Source organism: Streptomyces sp. NPDC048197 (assembly GCF_043202395.1).
GTDB classification, from domain to species: Bacteria; Actinomycetota; Actinomycetes; order Streptomycetales; family Streptomycetaceae; genus Streptomyces; species Streptomyces siderophoricus.
Genome location: NZ_JBIDAJ010000012.1, coordinates 151,402 through 177,352 on the forward strand (window position 1 = coordinate 151,402; position 25,951 = coordinate 177,352).

General features: G+C 71.4%; 26 protein-coding genes. 16 read left to right on the plus strand and 10 right to left on the minus strand.

Annotation, left to right across the window (positions count from 1 at the left end):
• The first annotated feature begins 68 nt into the window (after positions 1-68).
• The 4 genes from ACGF4C_RS18445 to ACGF4C_RS18460 all read left to right on the plus strand — a co-directional run bounded on the left by ACGF4C_RS18445 (position 69) and on the right by ACGF4C_RS18460 (position 2,688).
• Positions 69-650, plus strand: coding sequence for a hypothetical protein (locus ACGF4C_RS18445; RefSeq protein WP_393567437.1), 582 nt, complete (start codon positions 69-71; stop codon positions 648-650).
• A gap of 413 nt (positions 651-1,063) precedes the next feature.
• On the plus strand, positions 1,064-1,234 hold the full coding sequence (locus ACGF4C_RS18450; RefSeq protein ID WP_393567439.1) for a hypothetical protein: 171 nt from the start codon (positions 1,064-1,066) through the stop codon (positions 1,232-1,234).
• Between the two features lie 21 nt (positions 1,235-1,255).
• On the plus strand, positions 1,256-1,429 hold the full coding sequence (locus ACGF4C_RS18455) for a hypothetical protein (protein ID WP_393567441.1): 174 nt from the start codon (positions 1,256-1,258) through the stop codon (positions 1,427-1,429).
• An 854-nt stretch (positions 1,430-2,283) separates the two neighbouring features.
• Positions 2,284-2,688, plus strand: coding sequence for a hypothetical protein (locus ACGF4C_RS18460; RefSeq protein WP_393567443.1), 405 nt, complete (start codon positions 2,284-2,286; stop codon positions 2,686-2,688).
• 1,036 nt (positions 2,689-3,724) lie between these two features.
• Here ACGF4C_RS18460 and ACGF4C_RS18465 read toward each other — a convergent pair.
• The 5 genes from ACGF4C_RS18465 to ACGF4C_RS18485 form a co-directional block, all read right to left on the minus strand.
• Entirely contained in the window at positions 3,725-4,354 is a 630-nt protein-coding gene (locus ACGF4C_RS18465) for a hypothetical protein (protein ID WP_393567445.1), read from the minus strand.
• A 634-nt stretch (positions 4,355-4,988) separates the two neighbouring features.
• A complete protein-coding gene (locus tag ACGF4C_RS18470) occupies positions 4,989-5,204 on the minus strand; it encodes a hypothetical protein (protein ID WP_393567447.1) in 216 nt (71 codons plus the stop codon).
• Positions 5,201-5,512, minus strand: coding sequence for a hypothetical protein (locus tag ACGF4C_RS18475; RefSeq protein ID WP_393567449.1), 312 nt, complete (start codon positions 5,510-5,512; stop codon positions 5,201-5,203). Before ACGF4C_RS18475 ends, ACGF4C_RS18470 begins: the two co-directional genes overlap by 4 nt.
• Before the next feature lie 183 nt (positions 5,513-5,695).
• Positions 5,696-6,046: a hypothetical protein gene (locus ACGF4C_RS18480; RefSeq protein ID WP_393567523.1), complete on the minus strand. Its 351-nt coding sequence runs from the start codon at positions 6,044-6,046 to the stop codon at positions 5,696-5,698.
• Between the two features lie 90 nt (positions 6,047-6,136).
• The gene (locus tag ACGF4C_RS18485) at positions 6,137-6,817 is read right to left on the minus strand and encodes a winged helix-turn-helix transcriptional regulator (protein ID WP_393567451.1); all 681 of its coding nucleotides are present in this window, start codon (positions 6,815-6,817) and stop codon (positions 6,137-6,139) included.
• Positions 6,818-6,935: 118 nt separating this feature from the next.
• On the opposite strand from ACGF4C_RS18485, the gene ACGF4C_RS18490 reads away from it, so the two are divergent.
• The 7 genes from ACGF4C_RS18490 to ACGF4C_RS18520 all read left to right on the plus strand — a co-directional run bounded on the left by ACGF4C_RS18490 (position 6,936) and on the right by ACGF4C_RS18520 (position 14,919).
• A complete protein-coding gene (locus ACGF4C_RS18490) occupies positions 6,936-8,147 on the plus strand; it encodes a pyridoxal phosphate-dependent aminotransferase (RefSeq protein ID WP_393567453.1) in 1,212 nt (403 codons plus the stop codon).
• 305 nt (positions 8,148-8,452) lie between these two features.
• Complete coding sequence (gene egtA / locus ACGF4C_RS18495) at positions 8,453-9,733, plus strand: ergothioneine biosynthesis glutamate--cysteine ligase EgtA (protein ID WP_393567455.1); 1,281 nt, start codon at positions 8,453-8,455, stop codon at positions 9,731-9,733.
• Positions 9,730-11,049: an ergothioneine biosynthesis protein EgtB gene (gene egtB, locus ACGF4C_RS18500; protein WP_393567457.1), complete on the plus strand. Its 1,320-nt coding sequence runs from the start codon at positions 9,730-9,732 to the stop codon at positions 11,047-11,049. Before egtA ends, egtB begins: the two co-directional genes overlap by 4 nt.
• 37 nt (positions 11,050-11,086) lie before the next feature.
• Positions 11,087-11,842 (plus strand): ergothioneine biosynthesis protein EgtC, encoded by a 756-nt coding sequence (egtC, locus tag ACGF4C_RS18505; protein WP_393567459.1) that lies wholly within the window; start codon positions 11,087-11,089, stop codon positions 11,840-11,842.
• Positions 11,839-12,801 carry an L-histidine N(alpha)-methyltransferase gene (gene egtD / locus ACGF4C_RS18510; RefSeq protein WP_393567460.1) on the plus strand — a complete coding sequence of 321 codons (963 nt, stop codon included), beginning with the start codon at positions 11,839-11,841 and terminating at the stop codon, positions 12,799-12,801. The genes egtC and egtD overlap by 4 nt, the downstream gene beginning before the upstream one ends.
• Positions 12,802-12,942: 141 nt before the next feature.
• Positions 12,943-13,884: a phosphatidylinositol-specific phospholipase C gene (locus tag ACGF4C_RS18515; RefSeq protein WP_393567461.1), complete on the plus strand. Its 942-nt coding sequence runs from the start codon at positions 12,943-12,945 to the stop codon at positions 13,882-13,884.
• A gap of 36 nt (positions 13,885-13,920) precedes the next feature.
• The gene (locus ACGF4C_RS18520) at positions 13,921-14,919 is read left to right on the plus strand and encodes a trypsin-like serine peptidase (RefSeq protein WP_393567463.1); all 999 of its coding nucleotides are present in this window, start codon (positions 13,921-13,923) and stop codon (positions 14,917-14,919) included.
• On the opposite strand, the gene ACGF4C_RS18525 is transcribed toward ACGF4C_RS18520, so the two are convergent.
• Complete coding sequence (locus ACGF4C_RS18525) at positions 14,891-15,925, minus strand: phosphatidylinositol-specific phospholipase C domain-containing protein (RefSeq protein WP_393567464.1); 1,035 nt, start codon at positions 15,923-15,925, stop codon at positions 14,891-14,893. The two genes, ACGF4C_RS18520 and ACGF4C_RS18525, sit on opposite strands and share 29 nt — an antisense overlap.
• Positions 15,926-16,099: 174 nt before the next feature.
• Between ACGF4C_RS18525 and ACGF4C_RS18530 the strand changes: the two genes are divergently transcribed.
• On the plus strand, positions 16,100-16,618 hold the full coding sequence (locus ACGF4C_RS18530) for a DUF2165 domain-containing protein (RefSeq protein ID WP_030412134.1): 519 nt from the start codon (positions 16,100-16,102) through the stop codon (positions 16,616-16,618).
• A 34-nt stretch (positions 16,619-16,652) separates the two neighbouring features.
• Here the strand turns inward: ACGF4C_RS18530 and ACGF4C_RS18535 are convergent, their stop codons facing one another.
• Positions 16,653-17,822, minus strand: a complete 1,170-nt coding sequence (locus ACGF4C_RS18535) for an FAD-dependent monooxygenase (protein WP_393567466.1) — start codon at positions 17,820-17,822, stop codon at positions 16,653-16,655.
• 149 nt (positions 17,823-17,971) lie between these two features.
• On the minus strand, positions 17,972-21,160 hold the full coding sequence (locus ACGF4C_RS18540) for a cytochrome P450 (protein ID WP_393567467.1): 3,189 nt from the start codon (positions 21,158-21,160) through the stop codon (positions 17,972-17,974).
• A 105-nt stretch (positions 21,161-21,265) separates the two neighbouring features.
• On the opposite strand from ACGF4C_RS18540, the gene ACGF4C_RS18545 reads away from it, so the two are divergent.
• The 4 genes from ACGF4C_RS18545 to ACGF4C_RS18560 all read left to right on the plus strand — a co-directional run bounded on the left by ACGF4C_RS18545 (position 21,266) and on the right by ACGF4C_RS18560 (position 24,358).
• The gene (locus tag ACGF4C_RS18545) at positions 21,266-21,973 is read left to right on the plus strand and encodes a PAS domain-containing protein (protein WP_393567469.1); all 708 of its coding nucleotides are present in this window, start codon (positions 21,266-21,268) and stop codon (positions 21,971-21,973) included.
• Positions 21,974-22,007: 34 nt separating this feature from the next.
• Complete coding sequence (locus ACGF4C_RS18550; RefSeq protein ID WP_393567471.1) at positions 22,008-22,469, plus strand: universal stress protein; 462 nt, start codon at positions 22,008-22,010, stop codon at positions 22,467-22,469.
• Positions 22,470-22,562: 93 nt separating this feature from the next.
• The gene (locus ACGF4C_RS18555) at positions 22,563-22,778 is read left to right on the plus strand and encodes a dodecin (protein WP_030808935.1); all 216 of its coding nucleotides are present in this window, start codon (positions 22,563-22,565) and stop codon (positions 22,776-22,778) included.
• 140 nt (positions 22,779-22,918) lie between these two features.
• Positions 22,919-24,358, plus strand: a complete 1,440-nt coding sequence (locus ACGF4C_RS18560; protein WP_393567473.1) for an amino acid permease — start codon at positions 22,919-22,921, stop codon at positions 24,356-24,358.
• An 86-nt stretch (positions 24,359-24,444) separates the two neighbouring features.
• On the opposite strand, the gene ACGF4C_RS18565 is transcribed toward ACGF4C_RS18560, so the two are convergent.
• Together ACGF4C_RS18565 and ACGF4C_RS18570 are read right to left on the minus strand one after the other, a co-directional pair.
• Positions 24,445-24,843 (minus strand): hypothetical protein, encoded by a 399-nt coding sequence (locus ACGF4C_RS18565; RefSeq protein WP_393567524.1) that lies wholly within the window; start codon positions 24,841-24,843, stop codon positions 24,445-24,447.
• A gap of 299 nt (positions 24,844-25,142) precedes the next feature.
• On the minus strand, positions 25,143-25,919 hold the full coding sequence (locus tag ACGF4C_RS18570; RefSeq protein ID WP_393567474.1) for a hypothetical protein: 777 nt from the start codon (positions 25,917-25,919) through the stop codon (positions 25,143-25,145).
• Between the last annotated feature and the right edge of the window lie 32 nt (positions 25,920-25,951).

Consider the following 25,951-nt stretch of genomic DNA (forward strand, 5'->3'; position numbering starts at 1 on the left):
GACAGGGTGCGTTCATGACAGCCCGATCCAATGGGAAGCGGCGAGTGCGCGGGTACTCCCATCCCCGAGTGCAGCTGAGGCGTAAATCCGGTTCTGATACCCAACCCATTCCGGCGGAGAGCAAGGAAAGCAAGCTCACAACGTGGCTCAACACATCGTCAACGCTCTTGACAGCAGTCATCGCCATACCTGCACTCGTCATTTCCTTGATTACGTACTTCGATGCCAAGTCCGACACGGAGGAAAATGACGAAAAGGAGGCCGCCCGGATCAGCTGGTATTTCCAGTCGACCCCTGACCTCAAAAAGCCCGACAAGATCGTAGTGGAAAACCGCAGCCTAAGACCCGTTTATGACTTCATCCTCCAGAGGGATCACGGACACCAGAGCGCCATCCTCTACGTGGATGGCACGGTTTCCCCGTGTAGCAGGATTATCTACAGCGTGAGGGGTCACGAACAAGAGGTCGCCGGCACAGATAGTGGATATGCCCTATTCCGCGATTCCCTCAACTCATGGTGGTGGTCGGGGTACGAAAAAGGGCTTGGGAAATTCGAGGGAACCGTAGACACGAGCGCCTACAGCGACTACGTCATCGCCTCGAAATGGGGCATCCGGCCGAAATATGAGGAATTGGACGGCTGCGGGTAGCAAACGGGAAGCGAGGCAGAATGTCGGTCAACAAAGCGTGATCGGCACCGCGGCGCGAGCCGAGGTAACAGCGATCCTCGCCGAGACCGGAGCAGCCGCGCCCGATCCTGTCGGTGCCTCACCCCAGTAGGACCCCGACGCATTGTCCGAAGAGCCCCGCTGGCAGCCTCCCACGAAGATCAGCAAGAGGAACGCGAAGAACAGCAGGGCCGCGCAACCCTTGATCGCGTTAACGACCCGATCCGCCTTCGGGTCGGGCGGCAGACCAGCCCAGAGAACCAATCCACAGCGGGGGCAGGACTTGTTGCCTAACGGCCCCCAGAACGTAACTACGTTGCGGCAACGCCCGCACCGCCGTGTGCGGGCGCGTGTGGTCTTCCTTCCCCGTCATGTAGAGAAGGTAAGGGAGCCCGATGGCGATTCACCGAGGAATGGTCGAACCGCTGGCCGCCCGCACCTGCGATCTGTACGCGGACGCCGACGAGCGGCCACTGGGCATCATCGCCCGCCAGCTCTCCGACGGCCTCGACGCGCCAGGTTGGGCCGAGCGCAAGCTCGCCGCCCGCATGCTCCTCGCGGCCTGACTCACACCCGGGAGACCGCCCGTGACCATCCAGACCCGCCCCGCTGACACCACCCGCCGCACCCTCATCCGCGACACGCTCGGCCTCCGCCATCTCCCCGCGCCCCGCCCCTGGCTCGACGAAACCGACACCCGCATCGTCGTCTGGTCCATCCGCGAACTCGACGCCATACACCTCACGCGGGCGGCATGGTGATCACCCGTCAGGCCGGACCCACCACCATCGAGGTCACCCTCACCGTGGACGTGCCGGGCGTCGGTCCGGTCCAGGTCGTCACCGGCTGGCAGTCGGCCGAGGAGTCCTACGCCGTCGCCCTGCCCGTCCGTCGCATGGCCGGTGCGGCACGTCACCTCAAGAACGCCAGGAAAGGGTACGAACTCGCGATCTACCGTGAGGCGGCTCTGAGCAGCCGATTCCAACTTCATCCAAGGTTCGGGCAAGGCCGGGCGAGCAAGGTGGTGGCGTCGAACAGATGCGGAGGGCCGGACCTTCTGGGCACGGCCTTCGCTGGAGGAAGGAGTACTGATGCGCTTCGGCAAGATCGTCGCTGGACTTACACTCGGAACCACCGTCGGACTGGGCCTCATGTCCGCACCTGCCCAGGCAGCTCCCACGGCCTCAGCTGGCACTGAGAGCGTCGTGGACAGCCAGAATGCCCAGGCGAGCCGCCACTTCTACAGCAGCCACTGGACCCGTGCGGACTGCCAGGCCCGAGGGAACTACTGGATGAGCCTGCACCCCACTTGGACCGCGGAGTGTGCCCCCGGGCTGGGTACTGACGGGAAGTTTAAGTACCACCTGTACATGTGGTACTAAGCCAAGCGGGGCCCGGTCCCCACTCCGGCCGCCGCCGAGCCCACCGTCCAGGACATTGCCCGCGAGGACCGCGAGTACCGGAACGACCGCTACGACGACTGACCACGCCACGCCAGCCAGGCCCCGCCGCACACCACGGCGGGGCCTCGCCGTGTCACCGTTCCATCACAACCCCCACACCCCTCCACCGACCGCCGCATTATCGCCCCCTCAACAACCCGTGGGGGGACCACATGCACATCCGCACCGCCGCCACCGCCGGAGCCATCACCGCCGCCCTGCTACTCGCCGCCGCCTGTGGCGGTAGCCCCGGCAAGTCCAAGGCCAAGCCGACCACGCCCCCGTCGGACAAGTTCCTCGGTGCGATCGTCGACCACCCCATCCATAGTTGGGACGACCACGGGCCCACTCAGGCAGAGCTGCTCGCCTACCCGCCGAAGTGGTGCGCCGCCCTCAAGCAGGGGCACAGCGTCGACTACCTATTCGGCGCTGCGCAAGGCCGCCTGTACCCCATCGGCATGGACTGGGGCACCGAGAAAGCCGATGCCTACCGGGCGTTGGTGATGGCTGTGGAGGCGTACTGCCCGACGTACCGCGGGCGGGTTGTGCAAGAGCTACGAGCCAGTGGCGACTACTGAGCCGGTGAACGCCGGCGCGGCGGCCGCCGGCGCGTTCCAGTAAGCCTGAGTCCGCTTGCCGCATTACCGGCGCGTCACGGCAGGTCGTCGTCATCCTCCAACGCAGCGTCCAAGAGACGTCGAGCCCTGGCCCGAGCCTTCCGTTCCTTCACGGTTTCGGCCAGAGAGAGCTTCAGGGCAGTTCGCAAGCGCCGGCAGGCCGGGCGTTGGCACTCTCCCTCATCTTCCGGTTGGGGGGCCCGGGGCGTCCTCATGGCGTGTTTCGCCCTGAGGCGTTCCACGTCGCGCAGCCAGTATCGGCCCGACTTCCTGGCCCCGTGATGGTCCGCGGGGTGGATCTCGCCCCTATCCACGTACCCCCGGAACACTGGACGCGTCACACCCATGTACCGATACGCCTGAGTCTGCGTCAGGATCTCGTCGGCCGGCTCAAGGATTGGCACTTGATCAACGTTCATGTTCAAGCAACGGGCAATCGCATCCCCCCGTTGCGGGGTGAATGGGTGAATCGCAAGGCGATTTAAGCAACTCACCTTCCAACCTATTGCCAACGCAACAGGCTTATGCCATACTGCGCCACCGCAATCACAGCCACACATCCGGCCCACCCCGCGCCACTCGATCAGCGCCCAGTTGTCAAGTTGCACCTCCTCCGGGTCCAGGCCGGCCCGGCGGAGGAACTCCAGCAGATCCGGGACACCGTGCGCCAGGCCCGCGATCTGCCCGCGGACCGTCACCCGTCGGCCGCCGGTCGGCGACGGCGGATGCACCACCACAGGAGGACGCTCAGCCATACCTCCACCGTGCAGGCAGGGTCGCGCTGACGCACGATGGGAAGCGGCCGCAGGTTGTGCACCTCCGTCGCCGGGGATCAAAGCCACCGGCGCATTCGCCTGTATCTGTCATTCCAGTAAGTTCGATAGCGCTTAAGGGTTGCCGCTGGCGCCCGCTCCACCCTTCCTTTGTGGTGGCTCTGTGCCTGGTTCGAGTGACACGGCCAAAAGGGTCTCTTGAGCATGCATATCGACGAAACGCGTCACGAGATGTTGCGCAGCTCCGAAGATGACTGCCCACGCCAGCACCTACCCCTTGGTGTCGAGGTTACTAGGCCTGGGATGAAAGCACCGCGGATCAGCAGGATCCCGGTAAACGCCGTCAGAGCTCCTGTTGGAAATTTCAGCATCGCTGCTGCTAGAGGAAGTCCATAGGGTCTACTAGTTGCCGGTATGTGGCGCAGGGAAGCAATAACTGTGAGGGCTGCACCACAAAGACCACCCACCTCAACAGCTAGAACATCTGCCGATTTGGCGTAGCTACTGGCATACGGTTTTCCAGCTTGCAGTTGAACCATCTGGGTGGGGCACACGACGGGAGGTTTGATGGTGTTACGTGGAATGAAGCATAGACTGAAGGTTTCGGGGGACAACCAGCCATAGACCGCCAATACCCCGACCCCTACCATCACAAGAAGACTTGCCACGATGAGCATAGTCCGCAGGCTACGAACTCTCGATAGCTCTGCGTCCAGGGCGACGTAGGCGGCATCCAATGTGTGGATCAAAACACTTCGGTCGAGTGGGCCGACATATCCTGATTGGATTTTTTTAATCCTGCTTACCAGCTCTACGCGCTGCGGATGATCTTCCCAAAGGTGCACTTTTGCCATGACGAGCACTTCATTGCCCCGGGTGGCCAAATCCTCCTCTGAGACGAGCTCAAGCCTCGATACATCGGCCGCTCGCAGGTGCGACCATATACGCTCCAGTGACCGCCCTTGGATGAATGGGAACAAATTTCCTCGTCGGCTCCATCAGGGCTCTTTTTGCATCATCAAGATGTTGATCAATGCCCTTTGTGAGCGCCTCCCGCTTACAGCCCTCCACCCCCGGGCAGACTTTGCATTTCTCGATATCATTTTGCGACCGCAGGTACTCGATTCGGGCAAGAGCGCGCGCTCCCCAGGGTGACCTAGTGATGCTTTCACGAGTTTTGAAGGGGGTAGAGGGCGACGCGACCGCACCACCGTAGAAAGTTCCAGCACCACGAGAAGAATTGAACAACTGGCGACTTCGTCATCCTCAACCTCCGCCGCAAGTGCGCAAATCCAAGATGCCGCTTGAGGGTCGGGGCTCCCGTTGGGTGCCGGTAGCTGGACGAGTGCCCCCGAGAGGAGTGTGCCCTCGTACTTCCACCGTGCGCCCGTTCCAGTTCCTCCGCACGCCAAAGGTGCTGCAGGGGAAGTAGAAGCCCCGGCACGGCGGAGGCCCCGCTCGAATCTCGGGGCCTCCTTGTGCGCCGCGCTACTCGGTCGGGCGCTCCAAATCGGTGCGGCGCCCTTGACGGATTCGCGACTTCCGCGCCGCCCAGTACTCATCGAACCAAGCCACCGGATACTCCGGCCGCGTGCTGGCTGCCCGGAACGTGGGCGCCGGCCAACCCTCCTCCAGATTGGTGGCAAGGCGGTGAACGAGAGTCCGGGACACGCCGGCCCGCTCGGCCAACTTCGGGATGGTCATCGTCTCCACCTCCGTGGGTTCGTCGGGAGCGTGCCGTCCTTGCGGTAGGTGAAGTGCGGGGTGCCGGAGGCGGCGTCGAAGAGGTGGTCGGCGCCCTCGCGTGCGCGCAGCGCCTCGGCCTCCTTCCAGGTCAGGTGGGCGGCGTGGCCGGTGGTGCCGGTGACCCGGTCCCAGCCGTAGCCGGGGAAGGCGACCTCGATCTTGTGGGGCGGGATGGTGTCGGTGGCGTAGCGCAGGAACGCGTCGTACCAGTCGGTGGAGGACAGCGGTCCGGGTTCGCCGCCCGACCGGTGCAGGTCGTAGCCCATGAGGCGGATGCGGTCGGCGGACCGACATGTCCATGTCCCGAGCGTCACCCGGCAGGGACTGCTGACGCACCGTCAGTGCGGGCGAACGGGAGCCGGTGGAGGGCCGGCCGGGTGGCGAACGGGGGCGGGGCGGCGCCGGGTTGGGGCTGCCCCGCTCCCGTGGGCCTCGGCCGCGACGGCCGGTCAGGTGCGGCCCGCGCGCCGTTGGGCGTCCCGGAGGGTGCTGGACGGGGTGGCCCACCGGGCACGGACGACCGTGCAGCCGGCCGCTTCGAAGGCGTCGCAGACCTGCTCGTCGTCGTCGACGACATGGCGGATCTCGCGGTGCCGGGCGATCCGGTGGAGCGTTTCCAGCTTGGCGTGCCGGGCCAGCCAGTCCAGGGTGTCGCGGCGGCAGCGCTCGGGGCGGCCGGTGAGGTAGCCGACCTCGCCGTCCTCGGCGCTGCTCAGCGCCAGCGCCACGCCCTCGCCGAGCGGCGGGTCGCCGGTGGCCGCGGCGAAGCAGGCCGGCCGGTCGCGCGGGGTGCGCCGCAGCCGGTGCTGCCGGTGGCCGGTGTCGGCATCGGGCCCCCCGGCGTCAGCCGGGCAGGTTGTCGAGGCCGAAGAGGGCGAGGGGGCGCTGCGTCATGCCGTCGTCGCCTTCCGCCGGTGGGCTTCGCCGGGCCCGTCGGCTTCGTCGTTCCCGTCGGCCGCGCCGGTGTCGGGACGGGTGACCGCGATCCGGCCGGCGGCGATGGCCTGGGCGACGGAGAGGTGGTCGTGGGCGAGGTCGGCGCAGGTCGCGGTGTCCATGTGGAGCCGGACGTCGGGGTGCTCGGCGGGGCCGTCGGCGTAGCCGGGGCCGGTGTCGCCGGAGAGCAGGACGTGGAACCGGCCCTCGTCGAGGGTGATGTCGACGACGTCGGTGCCGTCGGTGAAGTGCCCGGCGAGCCGGGTGAGGAGGGGGACCGCGAACCAGTGGGCGCGCACCGCGTCGGTCGGCCGCTTCACATCGAGGGCGGGGGCGCCCCAGTCGGCGAGGGCGGTGAGCGCGGGCAGCAGGGCCCGGCCGCGGTCGGTGAGGGCGTAGACGGAGGCGGCGCCGGGCGGGGCGAGCCGGCGGCGGGTGACCAGGCCGTCGCGTTCCATGTCCTTCAGCCGGGAGGCGAGCATGTCCGTGCTGACGCCGGGGAGATCGGCGTGCAGGTCGGTGTAGCGCCGGGAGCCGCCGAGGAGTTCCCGGACGATCAGGAGCGTCCAGCGGTCGCCCACGGCGTCCAGGGCCCGGGCGACGGCACAGTACTGGTCATAGCTTCGGCGCGGCATGGCTCCAGCATAGACAGAGGTTGGACTTTCCAAGTCGCGACTTGGTAAAACCAAGTACGGTGTGATGACGACGAGTGCTGCCGCGCCGCGCGGCGGGCGAGGACCGGGAGGCCGCCGCATGCAGTTCAAGCAGTCCAGCAAGATGGCCGACGTCTGCTACGAGATCCGCGGACCGGTGATCGAGCACGCGGACGCGCTGGAGGAGGCCGGGCACAGCGTGCTGCGGCTGAACACCGGCAATCCCGCGCTGTTCGGCTTCGAGTGCCCCGAGGAGATCCTGCAGGACGTGATGCGCAACCTCTCCCGCGCACACGGCTACACCGAGTCCCGGGGCATCCTCTCGGCCCGCCGCGCGGTGGCCCAGCACTACCAGGAGAACGGCCTGCCGGACGTCGGCGTCGACGACGTCTACCTCGGCAACGGCGTCTCCGAACTCGTCTCGATGGCGGTCCAGGCGCTGCTCGACGACGGCGACGAGGTCCTCATCCCGGCCCCCGACTTCCCGCTCTGGACGGCCGTCACCACCCTCGCCGGCGGCAAGGCCGTGCACTACCTCTGCGACGAGTCCGCGGACTGGCTGCCGGACCTCGACGACCTCGCCTCGAAGATCACCGACCGGACCCGGGCGATGGTCATTATCAACCCCAACAACCCGACCGGCGCGGTCTATCCGCGCGAGCTGCTGGAGGGCATGCTCGACCTCGCCCGGCGCCACCAGCTGATGGTCTTCGCCGACGAGATCTACGACCGGATCCTCTACGACGACGAGGTCCACCACCACGCCGCGGTGCTCGCCCCCGACCTGGTCTGCCTGACCTTCAGCGGCCTGTCCAAGTCCTACCGGGTGGCCGGCTTCCGCTCCGGCTGGCTGGTGGTCTCCGGCCCCAAGCAGCACGCCGCCGACTACCTGGAGGGCCTGGGCACCCTCGCCTCGATGCGGTTGTGCCCGAACGCGCCCGCGCAGTACGCCATCCAGGCGGCCCTGGGCGGCCGGCAGTCCATCAAGGACCTGGTGCTGCCGGGCGGACGGCTGCGCGAGCAGCGCGACGTGGCCTGGGAGCGGCTCAACGAGATCCCGGGCGTCTCCTGCGTGAAGCCCAGGGGCGCGCTCTACGCCTTCCCGCGCCTCGACCCGGCCGTCCACAAGATCCATGACGACGAGAAGTTCGTGCTGGACCTCCTGCTGCGGGAGAAGATCCAGGTCGTCCAGGGCACCGGCTTCAACTGGCCGCGCCCGGACCACTTCCGCATCCTCACGCTGCCGCACGCCGACGACCTCGACGCCGCCATCCGCCGCATCGGCCGTTTCCTGGCCGGATACCGCCAGTGACGGCCGGGGGCCGGCAGCGGCCCCCGGTTCACCCGAACGGCGGCACCCCTCCCCCGCCGCCGTCCGCCGCCCGCCGGTCCGGCCCACGGCCGTGGCCAGCGGCGGGAAGGGCCTCCCGGCGCCGTCCGGGCGGCCCGGCACCGTCCGGCGGCCCCTCGGTCCGGACGGCCCGACCGCCCGGCGACGGGCCGTCCTGCCCCGCGGGACAACCGCACGGAATCGAACGCGCCCTTGAGCCCGTCGGCCGCAGCCGATTAGGTGGAGGGCGGCACATCACGCCGCCACCCGACAAGGGAGGGGATTCCATGCCCGTTCGGCCCGCACTATCGGAAGCGGAGCTTGAAGCGCATCTGCACGGCATTTGCTTCAAGACGGGTCCGCCACGCCGTATCGGCGTCGAGCTGGAGTGGCTGGTCCACGACGCGTACCACCCCCGATGTCCGGTCGAACCCGACCGGCTGCGGCACGCGGCCACCGTCCTGCGACAGCTCCCCCTCTCCTCGCTCCTGACCTTCGAACCCGGCGGCCAGCTGGAGCTCAGCTCGCTGCCCGCCACCTCCCTGCGCGCCTGCATCGAGGCCGTGTCGGCCGATCTCGCGCTGGTCCGCCCGGCCGTGCGGGCCCTGGGCCTGGGGCTGGCCGGCCACGGCCACAACCCCTGGCACCCCCCGCGCCGGGTCCTGACCGACCCCCGCTACAACGCCATGGAGGCGTACTTCGACCGCTGGGGCCCGGCCGGCCGCTCCATGATGTGCGGCACCGCCTCCGTACAGGTGTGCGTGGACGCCGGCCACGAGGAGCCGGGCCCGCTCGGGCTCGGCCGGCGCTGGCTGCTGGCCCATCTGCTGGGCGCCGTGCTGACCGCGGCGTTCGCCAACTCACCGACCAGCGAAGGATGTCCCACGGGCTACCGCACCACCCGCCAGGTCGTGTGGTCCCAGCTCGACCCGGCACGCACCCTCGCCCCGCCGCCGGGCCCCGACCCGCGCACCGCATGGGCGGCGTACGTCCTGGACGCGCCGGTGATGTGCATCCGCGCCGAGCACGGGCCCTGGGACGCGCCGGAGGGGCTCACCTTCCGCGAATGGGTCCGCACCGGCGTCCCCAGACCCCCGACACACGAGGACCTCGACTACCACGTCACCACCCTCTTCCCGCCCGTCCGGCCGCGCGGCCACCTGGAGCTGCGCATGATCGACGCCCAGCCCGGCGAGACCGGGTGGACCGTCCCGCTGGCCGTCACGGCCGCGCTGTTCGACGACCCGGAGGCCACCGAGCGTGCCTACCGCACCGTCAAACCACTGGCGGAGACCGCCGGTCCGCGCCCCGCGCCGCGCAATCCGCTGTGGCGGCGGGCCGCCCGCGCGGGACTGACCGACCCGGAGCTGCACGCCGCGGCACTGGCCTGTTTCGCCGCCGCGCAGGAGGCGCTGCCGCGGATCGGTGCGCCGCCCGAGGTGTGTGCCGCGGTCGCGGCGTTCACCGAGCGGTACGTGGCCCGCGGGCGCTGCCCCGCGGACGACCATCTCGACGCCCTGTACGCCGCGGAGGGCGAACTCCTCCTGGGGAAGGAAGGCCGGCAGTGACCACCGATCCCGAGCTCCTTCGTGAACGGGCGGCCTCGGCGCTGCTCGCCGCCCGCGACCGCACCCGTCTGCTCACCACCTGCGTCGAACACCCCGACCTCGTCGCCCAGCACTCCCCGCTGATGTCCCCGCTGGTGTGGGACCTGGCCCACATCGGCAATCAGGAGGAGCAGTGGCTGCTGCGCACCGTCGGCGGCCGGGAGGCGCTGCGGCCGGACATCGACTCCGTCTACGACGCCTTCGAGCATCCGCGGGCCGAACGCCCCTCGCTGCCGCTGCTGCCGCCCGACGAGGCGCACGGCTATGTCGCCGAGGTCCGCGGCCGGGTGCTGGACGTCCTGGAACGCACCCCGCTGCACGGCGGTCCGCTGCTGGACGCGGGTTTCGCGTTCGGCATGATCGCCCAGCACGAGCAGCAGCACGACGAGACCATGCTCATCACGCACCAGCTGCGCCACGGCCCCGCCGTGCTCACCGCGCCCGAACCGCCGCCCGCCCCCGACGACCTGCTGCCGTCCGAAGTCCTCGTCCCCGGCGGGCCGTTCACCATGGGCACCTCCGCCGAGCCCTGGGCGCTGGACAACGAGCGGCCCGCGCACCACCGCCTCGTGCCGGCGTTCCTGATCGACACCACACCGGTCAGCAACGGTGCCTACCAGCGGTTCATCGAGGACGGCGGCTATCAGGAGCCGCGCTGGTGGGCGGCCGAGGGCTGGGCGCAGGTCCAGCAGCACAAGCTGCGCGCCCCGCTGTTCTGGAAGCGGGACGGCGGCCAGTGGCTGCGCCGCAGGTTCGGGGTGACCGAGCCCGTCCCGCCGGACGAGCCGGTGCTGCACGTCAGCTGGTACGAGGCGGACGCCTACGCCCGCTGGGCCGGCCGGCGGCTGCCGAGCGAGGCGGAGTGGGAGAAGGCCGCCCGGTTCGACCCGGCCACCGGCCGCTCGACGCGCTACCCGTGGGGTGACGAGGACCCCACGCCGGAGCGCGCCAACCTCGGCCAGCGGCATCTGCGCCCCGCCTCCGTGGGCAGCTATCCGGAGGGTGCGTCACCGCTCGGTGTCCGGCAGCTGATCGGCGATGTGTGGGAGTGGACGGCGAGTGACTTCCTGCCGTACCCGGGCTTCGCCGCCTTCCCCTACCGGGAGTACTCGGAGGTGTTCTTCGGCGACGGGCACAAGGTGCTGCGCGGCGGTTCCTTCGCCGTCGACCCGGTCGCCTGCCGGGGCACGTTCCGCAACTGGGACCTGCCGGTCCGGCGGCAGATCTTCTCCGGTTTCCGCACCGCCCGGGACGCCGGCCCGGAGGGGGACGCATGAGGCCGGCGACAGCGGTGCCCGGGGAGGCGGTCGGCTGATGTGCCGTCATATCGCTTACGTGGGGCCGCCGGTGCCCTTCGGGCAGATCGTGCTGGAGCCGCCGCACGGCCTGTACCGGCAGTCGTGGGCGCCGCGCCACCAGAAGCACGGCACGGTCAACGCGGACGGGTTCGGCGTCGGCTGGTACGCACCGGGCGACCCGGTCCCGGCGCGCTACCGCCGGGCCGGGCCGATCTGGGCCGACGACCAACTGCCCGACCTGGCCCGGGTGGTGCGCACCGGCGCGCTGCTGGCCGCCGTGCGGGACGCCACCGTGGCCGGGCCGGACGCCGAGGCGGCGGCCGCGCCGTTCGCCGGGGAGGGCCACCTGTTCAGCCACAACGGTGCGGTGGCCGGCTGGCCGGACTCCCTCGCACCGCTGGCCGCCGGGCTGCCGCCGGCGGAGCTGCTGCGCCTCCAGGCACGCTGCGACGCGGCGTTCGTCTGGGCGCTGGTGCGGCACCGGCTGACCCGCGGCGACGAACTGGGGGACGCGCTGGCCGACACCGTCGCGGCCGTCGCCGGGGCCGCGCCCGGCTCCCGGCTCAACCTGCTGCTGACCGACGGCACCACCATCGCCGCCACCTCCTGGGGCGACACCCTCTACCACCTGGCCATTCCGGGCGGCGGCCGGGTGGTCGCCGCCGAACCCTACGACGATTCCCCCCACTGGACCGAGGTCCCCGACCGCACCCTGCTGCGCGCCACCCGGACCGACGTCCACCTCACCCCGCTCAAGGAGCCCGCCACGTGAGCCCCCTCAGCATCACCCGCAGCCTCCCTGTCGATGCCACCGCGGCCGCGCTGCGCGCCGATGTCGCCCAGGGCCTGTCCGCCACGCCCAAACAGCTGCCGCCCAAGTGGTTCTACGACGCCCGCGGCAGCGACCTGTTCGAAGAGATCACCACCCTGCCCGACTACTACCCGACCCGCGCCGAACGGGAGATCCTGCTCACCCGCGCCGACCACATCGCCGCGGCCACCAACGCCCGCACCCTGATCGAGCTGGGCTCCGGATCGTCCGACAAGACCCGCCACCTCATCGGCGCGCTGACCGGACTGCACACCTACGTGCCGGTCGACGTCAGCGAGTCCGCGCTGACCGCGGCGGGCGAGGCGCTGCTCGCCGGGCATCCCGGCCTGACCGTGCACGCCCTGGTCGCCGACTTCCAGCAGGGCATGGCGCTGCCCGAGACGCCCGGCCCGCGGCTGCTGGCGTTCCTCGGCGGCACCATCGGCAACCTCCTCCCCGAGGAGCGGGCCGCGTTCCTCACGTCCGTGCACGACCTGCTGTCCCCGGGCGACGCGCTGCTGCTCGGCACCGACCTGGTCAAGGACGAGGCGACGCTGGTCGCCGCGTACGACGATCCGCAGGGCGTCACGGCCGCCTTCAACAAGAACGTCCTCCAGGTCATCAACCGCGAGCTCGACGGCGACTTCGATCCGGCGGACTTCGACCACGTCGCGGTGTGGAACGCCGCGGAGGAGTGGATCGAGATGCGGCTGCGGGCGCGCCGGGACATGACCGTGAAGATCCCCGGCGTGGACCTGGCCGTGCCGTTCGCGGCCGGTGAGGACATCCGTACGGAGATCTCGGCCAAGTTCCGCCAGGAGGGCGTGCGGGCCGAACTCGCCGCAGCCAGGCTGGAGTTGACCAACTGGTGGACGGACAGCGCGGACCGCTTCGCGCTGTCGCTCGCGTTCCGTGCCTGATACCGCCCGGTAGGGACGGATACGTACGAGGACGGTTCCGGCCGGTGTGCCCTCGGGTGCGCCGGCCGGGTGCCGTCCGCGCGGGCGGTGTGGTTCCATGCCGCGGACGCACGTTCGCATTCGACGGGCAGGGGTGGCGGCATGGGGCTGGGGCTCGATCGGCGGGGGTTTCTCAGGGGCGCGGCCGGACTGTCGGCCGCCGGGGTGCTGGCGGGTGCCGGCAGCGGGTGGTTCACGGCCGGTGCGGCCGGGCGCAGGACGGCCGGGCACCGCGCGCTGTCCGTGCAGGACTGGATGGCCGCGCTCCCGGACACCACTCCCCTGACGCGCCTGACGATCCCCGGTACGCACGACTCCGGGGCCCGGTACGGCGGGCCCTGGGTGGCCTGCCAGAACACCGCCGTGGACGCCCAGCTGGCGGCCGGCATCCGCTTCCTGGACGTCCGCTGCCGGGCCATCGACAACGTCTTCGCCATCCACCACGGCGCGTTCTACCAGCAGCTGATGTTCGGTGACGTGCTCAATGCCTGCCGGGCGTTCCTCGCGGCCCACCCGTCCGAGACGGTGCTGATGCGGGTCAAGCAGGAGTACTCGGAGGTCTCCGCCGAGGAGTTCCGCCGGATCTTCGTCAGCTACCTGGACGACAAGGGCTACCGCTCGCTGTTCCGGCTGGACGCCGGGCTGCCCGCGCTGGGCGAGGCGCGCGGCAGGGTCGTCCTGCTGGCGGACTCCGACGGCCTCGGCGGCGTCCGCTACGGCGACCCCCAGGTCTTCGACATCCAGGACGACTACATGGCCGAGCCGTTCGGGAAGTGGCCGAAGGTCGAGGCGCAGTTCCGCAAGGCCGTCGCGCAGCCCGGCAAGCTCTTCGTCAACTACGTCAGCACCGCCGCGCTGCTCCCCCCGCGTTCCAACGCCGACCGGCTCAACCCGCAGGTCAAGACGCTGCTGGCGGGTGCGGAGGGCAGCGGCTGGACGGGTCTGGGCATCGTCCCGATGGACTTCCCGAACGAGTTCGACCTGGCCGGGGCGCTGATCCGGCACAACCCGGGCCTGCGGTTCACCCGACCGGCCCCCCGGTAGGCGTCCGGACGGCCGTCCTGCCGCAGACTGAGGGACATGTCCCGTTCCGGACGGCCCGGTGTCCCGCAGCGGCTGCCGGTGGCTCTCGGGCTGCTCACCGTGGTGGTGGGCAGTACGGCGCTGACGCTGGGCCTGCCCGCCCGCGATCCGTACCTGGCCGCGGGGGACAGTACGACCGGCTCGTACCTGGCCACCCGCGCGGACGGCGACCAGGCCGCCGCCGCGCTGCTCGCCGGGCCGTACCGGGAGCGGCCGGGCCCGCCGGTGGCCACCTTGCGCGGCGGCCGGGCCGGCGGCGGGGCGACGGCCGCGCTGCCGGCGTCCCGGCCGCAGGTGGCCGTCCCGGCGGCCCCGTCCCCGGCGATCGGCGCGCTGTTCTCGCCCGGCGACGACGGCGATCCGGCGCACCACTGCACGGCGAGCGTGGTGCACTCCCCCGACGCCGACCTGATCGCCACCGCCGCGCACTGCGTGCACGACGGCGGGTTCCGCACCCGGCTGGTGTTCGTGCCCGGCCTGCACGACGCGATCGCGCCGTACGGGCTGTGGGTGCCCACCCGCATCCACGTCGACCCCCGCTGGATCAGCGACCGGGACCCGGACCACGACGTGGCGTTCCTGCGGGTGCGCCGGGCCGGGCAGGGCGGCGGCCGGATAGAGGACCTCACCGGCGCCGAACGGATCCGCATCGGCGCGCCGGCCGGGCGCCCGGCGCTGCTGACCGGCTACCCCGCCGACCGGGACGCCCCGGTCAGCTGCCGGCGCACCGCAAAGGCCCAGGGCCCGGCCCAACTGCGCTTCGACTGCCCCGGGTTCCCGAACGGCACCAGCGGCGGCCCTTGGCTCACCGACCTCGATCCGGCCACCGGCACCGGGGCGCTGATCGGGGTGATCGGCGGCCTCGACGAGGGCGGCGACGACTTCGTGTCGTACAGCAGCCGGTTCGGTGCGGACGTGGCCGGGCTCTACCGGCGGGCCATCGCGGAGCCGGGCCCGACGCCGGGCGTCAGGCCCCGCGCGACACCACGGTCTTGAGGACGGACGGCAGCGGGTACCAGTCGGCGGTGGCGAAACTGGCGTGGGCGGCGGCGAGTTGGCCGACCCGGGCGAGCGCCTGTGCCTCGGTGGGGTGGGTGGCGTCGATGGCCGGCGGCACGTTGTGCGCGTCGGTCATGATGAGGAGGTAGTGCCGGCGGTCGTACCAGGCGGTGTCGATGGTGCCGTTCAGATAGGTCGCGGCGTCGCCGTCGAAGACCACGAACCAGGGGCGCAGCGCCGGGTCCTGGTAGCGCTCGCGCGGGTCGCCGGCGGCCGCGCCGTGCACCGCGGGGAAGGCCACCGACTGCGCGAGTTTGCCCTGTGCGGCGAGGTCCTTGAGGTGGGTGGCGTACTCGACGTCGGTCCAGAGCCTGTCGAGCGGGTTGTTCTCCTCGACGGTGCCCGGTATCAGCTCGAACAGGAACTTTCCGGCCAGGGCGTCGCGCCCGGGCCAGCCGCCGGCCCGGACCGCCTCGTCGGGCGTGCCGTGGCCCGCGGTGAGGTCACCGGGGCCGTAGACGGCGTCGCCGAGCTTCTGCCGCACCAGTGCGTCGAACTCGGCCGGGCCGCGCCCGCCCTTGGCGTTGAAGCCGTCCTTGAGCTCGACCTTGAGGAGGATGGGGCGGTGGCCGGGGTGGGCGTCGTGCCAGGCCTTCATGTCGGCGAGGCAGCCGGCGAAGTCCTTGTTGACGTCCTTGGTACGCAGTTCGGAGGAGTTCGCCGCGCCCTCGCAGTTGCTGTTGTTTCCGATCGGGTTGCCGTGGCTGACCCGCCAGGACCGGCCGAACCCGTTGGTCCACAGGTCGAGTTCGAGCAGCGCGGCGCCGGAGTCCAGCGCGTCCGCGAAGTAGGGGTACTTCTCCTTGTCGTAGGCGTTGTGGACGCCCACGGACGTGCTGGTGCCGTACGTCAGGCCGGCCGGCTCGGCGCCCGCCGGCGCGGACACCGCCACCACCGCGGCCGCCGCCGCGGCGACCGTCCCCACACACCGCTTCCCGTTCATGTTCCCCGCTTTCCGTGGTCCCTCGGCGCCCGTCCGGTCAGCCCGGACGCCGTTCGGCCGGCCGGGCGGCCGGTCGATCGGGGAGCAGCGTACGGGGAGTTGGGACGGGTGGGGACCACGGGGTCGGTGACGATAAGGGAAACTCCCCTTACTTGACCGACTTGGGGAGGCCCCATGGCCGACAATCACGCAACCGGCCGGCTGCCGCGTACCGGACAGCCACTCGTCGCGACGGTGCTCACGGGCACGGTCGCGCTCTATCTGGCGCTCGTCGCCTTCGGCAACATCACCGACTTCGGCACCAATCAGCAGTTCGTCCAGCACGTCCTGGCGATGGACACCACGTTCAAGGACCCGGACCTGATGTGGCGGGCCGTCACCTCGAAGGGCCTGCAGAACGCCGCGTACGTGGCGATCATCGCCTGGGAGAGCGTCACCGCGCTGGTGCTGATAGTGGCCACCGTGCTCTGGCCGCTGGGTCTGCGGCGCGGCGACGTGGCCCGGGCCCGGATGCTGAGCACCGTCGGTCTGCTGATGATGCTGCTGCTGTTCGGGGCGGGCTTCCTGGCGATCGGCGGGGAGTGGTTCTCGATGTGGCAGTCCAAGACCTGGAACGGCCTGGAGGCGGCGACCCGCAACGTCACCCTCGCCGGGGTCGCGCTGCTCGCCGTCCGGCTGCCGTCGGCGCCCTGAACCGTCCGGTGCGCGGCGGGCGGGCGCCGGTGGGTCACCACTCGATCCGGTAGTCCGTGAGCCAGTTGCCGCCGTCCGCGCCGCCGCCTCCGGGGCCGGTGGCGGGGCGGCCGGGGCCTCCGGGGCCGGTGCGGGCGGCCAGGCCGGCGCTGGTCGCGACGACCTTCTCCACCCGTTCGCGGCGCAGCTCTTCGTACGCCGCGAAGGCGGTGCGCGCTTCGGTGTGGTCGCGCAGGCAGCGGGCCAGCACGATGCCGTCCTCGATGGCCATCGAGGCGCCCTGGGCGGCGTTGGGGGCGGCCGCGTGGGCGGCGTCGCCGAGGACGACCTTGGTGTCGTCGTACCAGGTGGGTGTGGTGGCGATGTCGTAGGCGCTGGAGGCGATGAGCCGGTCGCCGGTGGCCCGGACGAGGGCGGCGGCCGGGGTGGCGTCGCCGGGGAACCGCGCAGCGACCCGGTCACGCCACTCGTCGGGGCCGACGGCCTGCAGGGCGGTGCGGTCGCTTTCGGCGCCGGGGATGTTGGCGAACCACCAGATCTCCCCGTCGGGGGCGCGGGTGCAGCCGAAGAAGGCCCGGTCGCCGAGGATCATGGTGTAGGTCTCCGCGGCCACCTCGGCGCCGGGGCCGCCGGCGTCGCGGAGGTAACCGCAGACCGTGTGCTGGCCGGTGTGGCGCGGCCGGGGTGCGGCCGGGTCGATGAGGGTGCGGGTGACGGAGTGCAGTCCGTCCGCGCCGATCAGCAGATCCCCCTCGGCGCGGCTGCCGTCGGCGAAGGCGGCGACCACCCGCCGCCCGCCGGCCGAGGCCACCGTCTCGGCGCCGACCAGCCGTTTCCCGTGGTGCACGGGGATGCCCCGGCGGGCCGCCTCGGCGTGCAGCACCTGGTAGAGGGTGGCCCGCCGCAGGGTGCGCGGGCCGGGTCCGGTGTCGCTGCCGGCGATGGGCCGCTCGCCGGCCTTGCTGCCGTCGGGGCCGAACACCGCGATCCGCCGGGCCGGGAAGGAGTGTGCGGCGACCGGGTCGTGGGCGTCGATCACCCGGAGCGCTTCCAGACCGTTGGCGAAGACGACGAGGAAGGCCCCGACGTCGTCCGCGCCGGTCGGGTACGCCTCAAAGACCTCCGCCTCGATGCCCGCCTTGTGCAGTGCCATGGCGGTCACCGCGCCCGCGATGCCGCCGCCGATGATCAGGGCCTTGCTCATGCCGTGGTCCCCCCAGGTGTGCCCCCGCTCGGTCCGCCGGCCGGGTCGTGGCCGGCGGTGCGGCCACCTTGCCGCACCGCCCACCTTGCCTCCGGCGGGCCGGAAGATCCAGCCCACCACAGGACGGACGGCCGGGCCACCGGGCGGGCTCAGCCCGCCGCGTACACGTCCTCGATGTACCGCCCGGAGGCGGTGAGTTCGCGCAGCCAGGCCTCGGACTCCTGGGCCGAGGCCCCGGTGTGCGCGGCGTGCACCTCCCGGAAGGCGGCCCGTACGCCCGGCGCCATCCGGCTGCCGTCGCCGCAGACGTACACCCGGGCCCCGGCCTGGAGGAGTTCCCAGACCTCGGCGGCCTCGGCCGCAATGCGGTGCTGGACGAAGCGGTGGCCGTTCTCGGGGCGCTCGCTGAAGACCGGGTGGACCGAGAGCACCCCGGCCTCTTCGGCGGCGGCGAACTCCGCGGCGTGCAGGAAGTCGGCCGTGGGGTCGTCACAGCCGAAGTACAGCCGGGCGGGCGCCTGCTGGCCGGCCGCGACCCGGTCGGCCACGGCGCCCCGGAACGGGGCGAGGCCGGTGCCGGCGGCGACCAGGATGACCGGGGTGTCGTCGGCCGGGTCGAGGCGGAAGGCCTCGCGGCAGGGCTGGACCCGGGCCAGGACCGTGTCGCCGGGCCGCAGTTGGTGCAGATGGGTGGAGCCGGTACCGCCGGGCAGCAGCGAGACCATCAGTTCGGCGTGCCGGGCGTCGGTGGCCGGCGACGACGAGATCGAGTAGTGCCGGGTGCGCAGCGGCGGCAGCAGGTCGAGGACCACCGGCCAGGGCAGCGCTCCGCGCAGCGCCGGGTGGGTCTCGATCAGCTCGATCAGGGTGCGCAAGTCGTCCCCGGCGAGGTGTTCCAGGGCCTGCCGCTCGGGCGGGCACGGGTTGTGCGCGGCCAGCACCGCGATCTGCTCCGCGGTCGGCCGTGCCCCCAACTCCAGGTGATGGGTGAGGAGTTGGCGTACGGTCAGAGGCCGGTCGACGGGCAGGGTGTCGCGGGCCGGGCGGCGGCCGGAGTGCACGGCCAGCACGGTGTCGAGGTCGGCGCCGAGGGCTCGGGCGGCCCGCTCGACGGCGGCCGGGGCGTTGGCCGGCAGCACGGCGAGGTGGTCGGCGGTGCGGTAGGTGACGCCGTCCGGCAGGGCGAGCCGCAGGAACCGCTTGGGGCGCGGCCAGCCCTCCGCGGTGAGGTCATGGGCCTCGGTGACGGTCAGTTCGGTCAGCTCGTGCCGGGCGGCCAGGGCGTCGAGCGGTCCGCCGGTGAGCTCGGTGACGGTCCAGCCGGTGTCCTCGGCGGCCGGGGCGCCGGTGCCGGCCGGGTCGCCGTAGCGGGACAGCAGTTCGGTGCGCAGCGCGGCGGTGAACTCCTTGACGGTGCCGCTGAGATCGCCGGAGGCGTCGGCCTCGGCGCGCGGCAGCATCCGGTCGCCGCCGAGCGCGGCCAGCCGGTCGTCGATGAGGGTGGGGACGTGCTGGTAGGTGGCGGCCCAGTTGCGGTCGCCGACGCCGAGGACCGCGAACGGACGGTCCGCGGCCGCGCCGTCCCCGGCGGTGCGCAGCCAGCGGACGAAGGCGGCCGCGTCGTCGGTGGGCTGTCCGTTGTAGGAGGCGGCGACGATGACGACCGGCCGGTCCGCGGGCAGCCCGTCGGCGCAGGCGTCCAGCGGGGCGACCTCGGTCGTGCAGCCCAGGCCGGTGGCCTCGTCGGCGAGCCGCTCGGCGAACTCACGGCAGGTGCCGTAGTTGCTGCCGTGCAACAGCAGCAGCCCGGTGCCCTGGATGACGCGGGTGGGCAGGGCGTTGTCGGTGGTGGCGTCGGCCGCGGAGCCGGATCCCGCGGCGCCGCCGGGCAGCACGCCCAGGGCGGCGCGCACCGCGGCCCGGTCGGCGGGCGTGCGGGCGGCCAACTTGAGGGTGAACCCGTCGGGCTTGAGGGTGAGCGTCTCCTTGATGCGGAGCCGGTAGTCGGCGTGGTCGATCAGCCGGTAGCGGTGGGCGAGCAGGGCCAGCAGCATGGTCGCCTCGTGCAGCGCGAACTGCCGCCCGATGCAGGCACGTTCACCGGTCCCGAAGGGCTTGTAGGCGTGCGGTGAGCGGGCCGCCTCGGCCTCGGGGCTGAAGCGGGACGGGTCGAACAGCTCGGGGTTGTCGCCCCAGCACGGGTCGCGGTGCAGCATCGGGGTGAGCACGGTGACCAGTTGGCCGGCCCTGACCGGGTGGCGGCCGCCGAGCACGGTGTCCTGGCGGGCCTGGCGGGTGAAGGCGGCGGCGGTGGGCCACAGCCGCAGCGCCTCGTTGAGGACCTGCCGGGTGAACGGCAGATGGCCGATGTCCTCGAAGGTCGGGTCCGGGTCGGCCTGGTCGCCCCACAGCTCGTCCGCCTCGCGCTGGACCATGCGCAGCGCCAGCGGGTCCTTGACCAGGTGGTAGAGGGCGAAGGAGAGGGCGCCCGAGGTGGTCTCGTGGCCGGCGATCAGGAAGGTGATGACCTGGTTGCGGATGTTGGCGAGGTCGAGACCGGGCCCGCCGGCCCCGGTGCCGTCCTCCTGCCCGCGGGCGCCGAGCATCAGGCCGAGCAGGTCGTCCTCGCCGGTCTCACCGCTCGCCGTGCGCGCGGCGATGACCTCGTCGACGACGGAGGCGAGGTGGTCCGCGTCGGCGCGGAACGCCGCGTCCTCCGCGGAGTGGTCGGCGTGCGGGTCCCGGGCGAACTTCCGCATGCTCCATTCGAGGCAGCGCACCATCGCCTCGACAAAGGGGTGCTGCGAGTCGCCGCGGGAGAACGACTCGAAGTCGAAACCGAAGCCGGCCAGCCCGATGGTGTCCAGCGTCATCCGGGTCATGTCCTCGGCTATCTGCACCGGCGTGCCGTCGGCCACCCGCCGGTCCCAGCTCGCCATGACCCGGCGGGCGACCTTCAGCATCGCCGGGTGGTACGTCCGCATCGAGCCCAGCGCGAACGCCGGCATCAGGACCTCGTGCGCCTTGGCCCAGTTGGGCTCGTCGTTGTAGGCGGTGAACAGACCGTCCCCGGCGAATTCCCGGACGTTCTCCAGGACGACCGACACCCCCTTGGCGAAGCGGGTCTCGTCGGCGGCCTCGGTGACCAGGTCCAGCGAGGTGAGGAAGAGCGTCTCGCGCTCGCCGAGCCGGCGCTTGAACACCGGCCCGTGGGTGCGGGCGAGGTCCATGGTCTGCTGGATGGGTGTCGAGGTCATCCCGTCGGCCGTGATGTCGACGACCGGGATGCCGTCATCGGCGGCGCGTTCGTCACTGTGGAGCGCGATGGTGTCGGTCATGTCTCCAGCGTGAGGGGGCCGGTGGGCAACCGTGACCCGGGCAACTGCATGATTGTGCAGTGGTTTTTCGCTGCTCGCCCTTGCGCGCGGACCGGAGATGGGGCAATGAACATCGGGCACGCCGACAGTGCGCCGGACGGTGACTCCGCCGGCGCCCACCCGCCGTCCTCCGGGCCCGCCCCGGTCGATCCGGCGGGGCCGTACGCGGACGGTCCCTGGCGCAACTACTTCCTGATCCTGCTGGACCGCATCCCGACGCCGATCGCGGTGTGCCGGGCCGACGGCGAGGTGCTGATCGCCAATCCGGCGATGGCCACGCTGTGGGGAGTGGCACCGGGCCAGTTGCGCGGCCGCAATCTGCTGAGCCTGTTCCGCCCCCGGGCGAAGGAGCAGCTGCGGCGGATCGAGGAGGCGGTGCGGCTGGGGCGCCGGTCGCGCTATCCGGTCGAGGTGCACTGGCGGTCCGCGGCCGACGGCGCGGAGCGCGAGGGGGAACTGACGGTGGACCCGGTCGGCGACGCGTCCGTCCAGCCGCCGGCCCTGCTGGCGCTGCTACGCGTCACGGAGAGCGCTCCCCCGCCGCGCCCGCGGGCCACGGCGAGCCCGGTGGAGACCCGGATCCTGGCGCTGGCCGCCGGCGGCGCGACGACGGCGGCGATCGGCGCATCCCTGGGGCTGACCGTTGACGGGGTGAACTACCACCTGACCCGGCTCTCCCGCCGCTGGCGGGTGCAGGGCCGGACCGCGCTGGTCGCCAAGGCGTACGTGCTGGGCGTGCTGGCGGCGGACAGCTGGCCACCGGCCCCGGCCTGACCATCAGCACGCGTGTGCGGTTAACCTCCGTGGTGTGGAGGAGAACGCAGCCGCGCAGTTCGAGCGCGGAACGGACGGCCCGAAGGTCATCGTCGTCGGCGTGGACGGCTCCGACTCGTCCTGGCGCGCCGCCGCGTACGCGGCCGGCCTCGCCCGGCGCCAGGGCGCGAAGCTCGTCCTGGTCTACGTCCAGCCGGTGCTGCCGGCCGGGGCATCGATGGGCGCGCCGGTCGTGGACGCCACCAACGAGGTGGCCGAGGAGCTGATGGCCGAGATCCGCAAGGCCACCGACCGGCTGCAGGGGATCTACGACGTGCGCTGGGAGTTCCACACGCTGCGTGGCGACCCGTACAACGGCATGGTGCAGATGGCCGACGAGCTCAAGGCGGACGCCGTGGTGGTGGGCGCCTCGGAGTCGGCCGGGCACCGCATCATGGGCTCGGTCGCGGTCCGCCTGGTCAAGGCGGGGCGCTGGCCGGTCACCGTCGTCCCGTAGCGGCCCCGCGGCGCTCCGCTGGTGGGGTCGGCCGCCCTGAGGCACGGTGGGAGATGGACGGGCGGAGCGCCGCCCCGGCCGAGGGAGACCACCGTGACCGACCGCACGTACCGTGTGACCGACATCGTCGGAACGTCCCAGCAGAGCGTGGACGCGGCGATCAAGAACGGCATCAAGCGCGCCTCGCAGACCCTCCGCAATCTCGACTGGTTCGAGATCACCGAGGTGCGCGGACACCTCGTCGACGGCGAAATCGACCACTACCAGGTCGGCATGAAGGTCGGGTTCCGGCTGGAGGACGCCGATTGACACCCCGATGACACCCCTCCCGGGTACGTCTCCCGGCGAGTCGCCGCCGTACTAGGGAGTCGCCTTCCTCCGGGGCCCTTCAGGGTCCATGATGATCCGCCGTCGGACCACGACGGAGCGAGCCTACGGAGGGATCCCAGATGGGCCTGCGCGCGGGACAGGGCGTATTGCGCCGCAAACCGATCGAACACATCGAAGAGGCGGAGGGCCCGGCGAGCCAGCAGCTCACCCGGGTGCTGGGGCTGTGGCAGCTGACCGCCATCGGCGTCGGCGGCATCATCGGCGCCGGCATCTTCACGCTCGCCGGCACCGTCGCGAACGAAAAGGCCGGACCCGCGGTCCTGGTCTCCTTCCTCGTCGCGGGGATCGCGAGCGCCGCGGCCGCCTTCTCGTACGCCGAGTTCGCCGGGCTGATCCCGAAGGCGGGGTCGGCCTACACCTACGGCTATGCGGTGCTCGGTGAGGTGGCCGGCTGGTTCATCGGCTGGGACCTGCTGCTGGAGTACACCGCGATCGTCTCGGTCGTCGCGATCGGCATCTCCGGATATTTCAGCTTTCTCCTCGGTGAGCTGGGGGTCCATCTGCCGGCCTGGATGCTCGGCGCACCGGGGACCGGGCCCGGGCACCGCGTCGACCTCTTCGCGGCGGTGCTCTGCCTCCTGATCGCCTTTCTGCTGACCCTGGGCATCAAGAACGCCGCCCGCTTCGAAACGCTCGTGGTGGGCCTGAAGGTCCTGGTCGTCGTGGTCGTGATCGCGGTCGGCTTCTTCCACATCAACACCGCGAACTACCACCCGTTCTTCCCGTTCGGGGTGAGCGGCGCCTTCACCGGTGCGGCCACCGTCTTCTTCGCGGTCTTCGGCTACGACGCGATGAGCACCGCCGCCGAGGAGTCCACCGACGCCCAGCGCCACATGCCGAAGGCGATCATGTACTCGCTGGCGATCTCGATGGTGCTGTACGTGCTGGCCTGCCTGGTGCTGACGGGCATGCAGAACTACAAGGACATCGACCCGGAGAGCGGCTTCTCGTCGGCGTTCAAGTCGGTGGGCCTGCACGGCCTCGCGGACGTCATCGCGGTCGGCGCGATCATCGGCATCCTGACCGTCATGTTCACCTTCATGCTCGGGGTGACCCGGGTGTGGTTCTCGATGAGCCGGGACGGCCTGCTACCGAAGTGGTTCGCCAAGACCAGCCCCACCCACCACGTGCCGACCCGGGTGACCTGGATCGTCGGGGCGGCCTCCGCGGCCATCGCCGGGTTCCTGCCGATCGGCGAGGCCGCCGAGCTGACGAACATCGGCATCCTGCTGGCGTTCGTGGTGGTCTGCGTGGCGGTCATCGTGCTCCGCTACAAGCGCCCCGAACTGCCGCGCACGTTCCGTACGCCGGGGATGCCGTGGGTGCCGGCGCTCGGGGTGGTGTTCTCCCTCTGGCTGATCACGTTCCTGGCGTGGCAGACCTGGGTGCGGTTCGTGGTCTGGTTCCTCGTCGGCATGGTCATCTACTTCAGCTACTCCCGCCACCACTCGAACCTGGAACGCGCGGAGCAGGAGGGCGCCGGGGGCGAGGTGCGCTGAACTGCCGGGGCCGGTGGCCGCATCGGCCACCGGCCCCGGGCCTGGACGCGACCGGACCAGGTCAGGTCAGGTCAGGTCAGGTCAGGTCAGAAGACGAACGGTCCCGGGGACTGCGGGGACGTGGCCTTGCAGGTGGCCGTGATCCCGAGGACGACGACCTTCAGCGAGGCGGCCTCCAGGCTGTCACCGGGGGCGACGGTGCCCTTGAGGGGGCCGGTGGAGACCGGGCCGCCCGCCGGGATCGCCGGATTGGCGTTGCCGGTGAACTCGGTCGTTCCGGAACCGTTCTTGGTGAGCGTCAGTGTGGACCGCACCGAGTTCGCGCCGATGTTGATGGGCGAGCTGATCGCGGATGTCGACACGCTGATGGTGGCGACGGTGCCGTCCTGGGTGGCGGTGAGCGTGGCCGTACCGGAACCGTACGAGCCGCAGTCGAAGGCGAGGGTGGCAGTGCCGGGGGTCACCGCGGCCGATGCGGGGGCCATCGCGAGGGTGCCGGCGGCGGCGATCGCGAGACCGACGGCGGTACGTATGCCGATGCCTATGCCGTTGCCGTTGCCGTTGCCGTTGCCCAACGTGCCGGATCTGCGCTGCTTCATGGGGGGAAACCGCCTTTGTGAGGGGGGTGACAGGCCGTCCCCGCACGCACCGGCCGGGGAACTGACGGAGGGTCAGCCAATCAGCGACCTGGGAATCGCCGACCATTGAGGCACGCGCCCCCGAAGAGAGCAAGGCACGCACGCCATGATTTTTGACGTGCCCTCAACAAGCGCGCCACTGCCCCTCACCCGCCCGGCAGCAACCTCCGCAGCCCCGCCCCCAGCCGGTGCCGCCACAGCCACCACGGCAGCCGGTGGCGGGGCACGTACGCCCACAGGTCGTCGTCCGCCTCGGAGCCGCGCGGGCAGCGTCGCAGCAGGTCGAGACAGCGGCGGTCGACCGTGCCGTGCAGCCGGGCGGTGTGCGCCAGGGCGACGAGGCCCTGGTGGCGCAGCCTGTGGTCCGACGACTCCAGGGCGCACTCCAGGGCCCGGGCGACCCTGGGCAGGATCGCCGCCGGGTCGGGGTGGGTCAGCGCGAGCCCGATCACCGCCACGCCCAGCAGCTCCTCGCCGCGCTCGAAGGCGGCGTCCACCTCCTCCGGCCGGTCGGTGCCGAGCAGCGCCCCGCTCTCCCGCCAGTTCATGCCCCGGCCCGACGCGGCGCGGGCGAGCAGGAACTCCGCTCGCCCGGCGGCCAGTTGGCGCGCCACCGGTTCCGTACCGCCGGCACCCTCGGACGCATCCCGCCCGACCAGTGCGAGGTAGTCCCAGATCCGCCCGGCGGCGTCCGTCTCCGCGCCCGGTATCTCCCGGCAGAACGCGTCCAGTTGGGGCTCCGACGGGCCCTGGGCATGGATCCGGGCGAACACCTCACCACCGGCCCCCAGGTCGCAGCGGCGGAGGAAGGCGAGCCGGACGGTGTCGGCGGCGGTCAGCCGGCCGTGCAGCCGACCCCAGGCGAGTTCGGACGGCTCGATGGCCGCGGCGTAGCGGACGACGTCGGCGGGGATGAGGGGCACCGGGTGAGCCTAACGAGCGGCGTGCGCCGTGC

Coding starts and splice junctions, on each gene's coding strand:
- ACGF4C_RS18450 (WP_393567439.1), top strand. CDS start 1,064: ATGGCGATTCACCGAGGAATGGTCGAACCGCTGGCCGCCCGCACCTGC.
- ACGF4C_RS18460 (WP_393567443.1), top strand. CDS start 2,284: ATGCACATCCGCACCGCCGCCACCGCCGGAGCCATCACCGCCGCCCTG.
- ACGF4C_RS18465 (WP_393567445.1), bottom strand. CDS start 4,354: ATGGCAAAAGTGCACCTTTGGGAAGATCATCCGCAGCGCGTAGAGCTG.
- ACGF4C_RS18470 (WP_393567447.1), bottom strand. CDS start 5,204: ATGACCATCCCGAAGTTGGCCGAGCGGGCCGGCGTGTCCCGGACTCTC.
- ACGF4C_RS18475 (WP_393567449.1), bottom strand. CDS start 5,512: ATGGGCTACGACCTGCACCGGTCGGGCGGCGAACCCGGACCGCTGTCC.
- ACGF4C_RS18485 (WP_393567451.1), bottom strand. CDS start 6,817: ATGCCGCGCCGAAGCTATGACCAGTACTGTGCCGTCGCCCGGGCCCTG.
- ACGF4C_RS18490 (WP_393567453.1), top strand. CDS start 6,936: ATGCAGTTCAAGCAGTCCAGCAAGATGGCCGACGTCTGCTACGAGATC.
- egtA (WP_393567455.1), top strand. CDS start 8,453: ATGCCCGTTCGGCCCGCACTATCGGAAGCGGAGCTTGAAGCGCATCTG.
- egtC (WP_393567459.1), top strand. CDS start 11,087: ATGTGCCGTCATATCGCTTACGTGGGGCCGCCGGTGCCCTTCGGGCAG.
- ACGF4C_RS18515 (WP_393567461.1), top strand. CDS start 12,943: ATGGGGCTGGGGCTCGATCGGCGGGGGTTTCTCAGGGGCGCGGCCGGA.
- ACGF4C_RS18520 (WP_393567463.1), top strand. CDS start 13,921: ATGTCCCGTTCCGGACGGCCCGGTGTCCCGCAGCGGCTGCCGGTGGCT.
- ACGF4C_RS18525 (WP_393567464.1), bottom strand. CDS start 15,925: ATGAACGGGAAGCGGTGTGTGGGGACGGTCGCCGCGGCGGCGGCCGCG.
- ACGF4C_RS18530 (WP_030412134.1), top strand. CDS start 16,100: ATGGCCGACAATCACGCAACCGGCCGGCTGCCGCGTACCGGACAGCCA.
- ACGF4C_RS18535 (WP_393567466.1), bottom strand. CDS start 17,822: ATGAGCAAGGCCCTGATCATCGGCGGCGGCATCGCGGGCGCGGTGACC.
- ACGF4C_RS18540 (WP_393567467.1), bottom strand. CDS start 21,160: ATGACCGACACCATCGCGCTCCACAGTGACGAACGCGCCGCCGATGAC.
- ACGF4C_RS18545 (WP_393567469.1), top strand. CDS start 21,266: ATGAACATCGGGCACGCCGACAGTGCGCCGGACGGTGACTCCGCCGGC.
- ACGF4C_RS18560 (WP_393567473.1), top strand. CDS start 22,919: ATGGGCCTGCGCGCGGGACAGGGCGTATTGCGCCGCAAACCGATCGAA.
- ACGF4C_RS18565 (WP_393567524.1), bottom strand. CDS start 24,843: ATGGCCCCCGCATCGGCCGCGGTGACCCCCGGCACTGCCACCCTCGCC.